Annotated in this window: 3 protein-coding genes and 1 pseudogene; 2 read left to right on the top strand and 2 right to left on the bottom strand. The window is 74.3% G+C overall.

All coding sequences use genetic code 11. The annotated features are described in order from the left end of the window. Nucleotides 1-776, top strand: a pseudogene (locus HLB15_RS23050) (hypothetical protein); the annotation flags it as partial. A gap of 3 nt (nt 777-779) precedes the next feature. Here the strand turns inward: HLB15_RS23050 and HLB15_RS23045 are convergent. Further along, nucleotides 780-1286 (bottom strand): DUF1003 domain-containing protein, encoded by a 507-nt coding sequence (locus HLB15_RS23045; RefSeq protein WP_171109042.1) that lies wholly within the window; start codon nt 1284-1286, stop codon nt 780-782. After that, nucleotides 1279-2583 (bottom strand): magnesium transporter MgtE N-terminal domain-containing protein, encoded by a 1305-nt coding sequence (locus HLB15_RS23040; protein WP_171109040.1) that lies wholly within the window; start codon nt 2581-2583, stop codon nt 1279-1281. The genes HLB15_RS23045 and HLB15_RS23040 overlap by 8 nt, the downstream gene beginning before the upstream one ends. Before the next feature lie 73 nt (nt 2584-2656). On the opposite strand from HLB15_RS23040, the gene HLB15_RS23035 reads away from it, so the two are divergent. Continuing rightward, nucleotides 2657-3228, top strand: a 572-nt coding sequence (locus HLB15_RS23035; protein WP_171109038.1) for a YflT domain-containing protein, incomplete at its 3' end; no start/stop codon positions are given.

Here is a 3228-nt window from a genome sequence, read left to right as displayed (position 1 = left end):
GGCGCGCCGGCGGGCCCGACCCGCTGCCCCCGCCCGCGCCGGTGCCCGGTCCGCCGGAGACCTCGGGGGGCGGACAGGCCGCAGATCCCCCCGGCAAGGCCGCGCGCGACCTGAGCCTGTCCCTCGACGCCGCCAAGGCGCAGGTCGCAGCGCTCGCCAAGGAGCTGCTGGACGACAAGGTCAAGCGGCACCAGGTCGAGCTCGAGGTGGACCGGCTCGTCGCGCGCGTCGGCGACCTGACCGAGCGGCTCGACCGTGCGGAACGCCGCGCCGAGCAGCAGGCGACCGCGCTGCGCAAGGCCCGGCAGGACGCGGCCCGGCTGCGCCGCAGGCTCGGCGACGCGGGCGACGACCTCACCGAGGAGCGCTGGTTCCTGGACGAGGAGGAGCAGCTCCGGTTCGAGGTGCTCACCGAGTGGGCGCGCACCGTCCCCGCGGCGGAGAAGGCCGACCGGCCGCTCGCGCCCTACACCCTCGGCCCGCGCTTCCTCACCTCGCTGACCGACGTCGAGGGGGTGAGCCGCGAGCGCGTCGTGTGGACGCTCGTCATGGTGCTCACGGGCCTGGCGCCGGAGATGAACGGCCTGCAGACGCACCGCCTGCGCGGCGGGGCGGGCGGCGACGACCCGCCACGGCAGCGGGAGGACGGCGCCCTGTGCTGGCGCGTCGCGCTGCAGGTGAACACGCCGTCGGCCCGGCGGCTGCACTACTGGAGGCTGCCGGGCGGGGCGTACGAGCTCTCCCGCGTGGTGCTCCACGACGACATGGAGCCCTGACGGTCAGCCGCGGTCGCGGTCGCGGTCCTGTCTGCGGTCCTTCTCGTCGAGCTCTTCCAGGAGGTTGCGGATCTCCGAGCGCACGAAGTCGCGGGTGGCCACCTCGTTCAGCGCGATCCGCAGCGCCGCCATCTCGCGGGCCAGGTACTCGGTGTCGGCGAGGTTGCGCTCGCCGCGCTGCCGGTCCTGCTCCGCCATGACCCGGTCGCGGTCGTCCTGCCGGTTCTGCGCGAGCAGGATGAGCGGTGCGGCGTAGCTGGCCTGGAGCGACAGCATGAGCGTGAGCGCGGTGAAGCCGTTGGCCGCGCTGTCGAACCGCAGGTGCTCCGGGCCCCACGCGTTCCATGCCAGCCAGAGCGCGCAGAACACCGTGAGGTAGACGAGGAACCGCGGCGTGCCGAGGAACCGGGCGATCCCCTCGGTGACGCGGCCCACCGCGTCCTGGTCCATGCGCAGCCGCGGCACGAGGGCGCGGCGCTGGGCGAGCGGCGTGTCCAGGCGGTCAGCCACGGCTCGCCTCCCGTCGGGCGGCCTGCCGGGCGGGCACCGCGTGCGCCCGCACCGTCTCCTGGTCGTCGCTGTCACGCCAGTCGTCCGGGAGGATGTGGTCGAGCACGTCGTCGACGGTCACCACCCCCAGCAGCCGCCGCTGGGCGTCGAGCACCGGCAGCGCGAGCAGGTCGTACGCCGCCAGCAGACGCGTCACCTGCCCCACCGACGCGTCGTGGGTCAGCCACTCCGTCTCGGCGTCGAGCACGGACGCGACCGCCGCGTGCGGGGGCTCGCGCAGCAGCCGCTGGAAGTGCGCGACGCCGAGGAACCGTCCCGTCGGCGTCTCCAGCGGGGGCCGCACCACGAACACCATCGAGGCCAGGGCGGGCGGCAGCTCCGACCGCCGGATCTGCGCGAGCGCCGTCGCGATCGTGTCGTCGGCGCCCAGGATCACCGGCTCCGTCGTCATGAGGCCGCCCGCCGTGTCCTCGGCGTACTCGAGCAGACGCCGGACGTCCGCCGCCTCCTCGGGCTCCATCAGGTTGAGCAGCCGGGCCGCCTGCTCGTCCGGGAGGGCGTTGAGCAGGTCGGCGGCGTCGTCGGGCTCCATGACCTCCAGCACGTCCGCCGCGCGGTCGACGTCGAGGCCCGTCAGGATCGCGACCTGTGCGTCCTCCGGGAGCTCCTCCAGCACGTCGGCGAGGCGCTCGTCGTCCAGCGCCTCGGCGACCTCGAGCCGGCGCGCCGACCCCAGGTCGCGCACGACGTCGGCGAGGTCCGCCGCGCGCAGGTCCTCGTAGGCCTCGAGGAGCCGGACCGCGCCCTGCTCGGCGGACCGCGTCGTGAGGTCCTGCACGGCGTCGACCGGGACGGTCATCGTCGAGCCCCGGCGGCGGAACGGCGCCGACCCGGTCCGGCGGCGCACGAAGAGCTGGTCCACGAGCCAGTCACCCGTGCGCTGCTGCGCGATCGACACGTCCTCGATGGTCACCTCGCCCGAGCCGTCCGCCAGCTGCACCCGGCGGTCCAGCAGCTCGCCGAGCACCAGCGACTCCATGGCTCGCTGCTCGAACCGGCGCAGGTTCACCAGCCCCGTGCTGATCACCTGTCCCGCGTCGATGCTCGTGACCCGGGTCAGCGGCAGGAACACGCGGCGCCGGCCCGGTACCTCGACCACCAGCCCCACGGCGCGCGGCGCCGCCTTGGCGCGCAGCAGCACGACGACGTCGCGCACCCGGCCCACCTGGTCACCGATGGGGTCGAAGACCACGGTGCCGGCGAGACGTGCGACAAAGACCCTGGTACCGGCGCTCACGCTGGTCAGCCTACGACCCGCCCCTGAGCCTCGCTCCTCGCCACTTCGGCCCTGGTGGGGGAGACTAGGGGGCATGAGCATGTCTCGCCCGGGTGCCGTCCCGAAGGTCCCGACCCTACCGGCCGGTGACGAGGTTGCCGCGTACTCCACGTACCTGGAGGCGCAGAAGGCTGTCGACTACCTGTCCGACAACAAGTTCCCCGTGGAGAACGTCACGATCGTCGGCACGGACCTGCGGATGGTCGAGCGGGTCACGGGTCGGCTGACCTACGGCCGGGTGGCGCTCGCGGGCGCGCTGTCCGGCGCCTGGTTCGGTTTCTTCGTCGGCCTGCTGCTCACGCTGTTCGCCGGGTCGTCCGGCCTCCAGGTGATGTTCGCGGGCATCGCGCTCGGTGCGGGGTTCGGCCTGCTGTTCTCGGTGCTCTCGTACTCCTTCACCGGCGGGCGGCGCGACTTCACGTCGTCGTCGCAGATCGTCGCGGCGACCTACGCCATCCTGTGCGTGCCGGAGCACGCCTCCGACGCGCGGGCGCTGCTCGTGCAGTCGCCGGGCGGGCTCGGCAAGTCGCGGGGCGCTGCGTCGGCGGGCTCCGCGCCCGTCTACGGCTCGCGGCCGCCGGCCGGCGGTCCGCCCGCCCCGGCGGC

Source organism: Promicromonospora citrea, from assembly GCF_013004695.1.
Taxonomy (GTDB): Bacteria; Actinomycetota; Actinomycetes; order Actinomycetales; family Cellulomonadaceae; genus Promicromonospora; species Promicromonospora citrea.
Note: the sequence above shows the minus strand (reverse complement) of the source record. Positions and strands in the feature narration are given on the sequence as shown.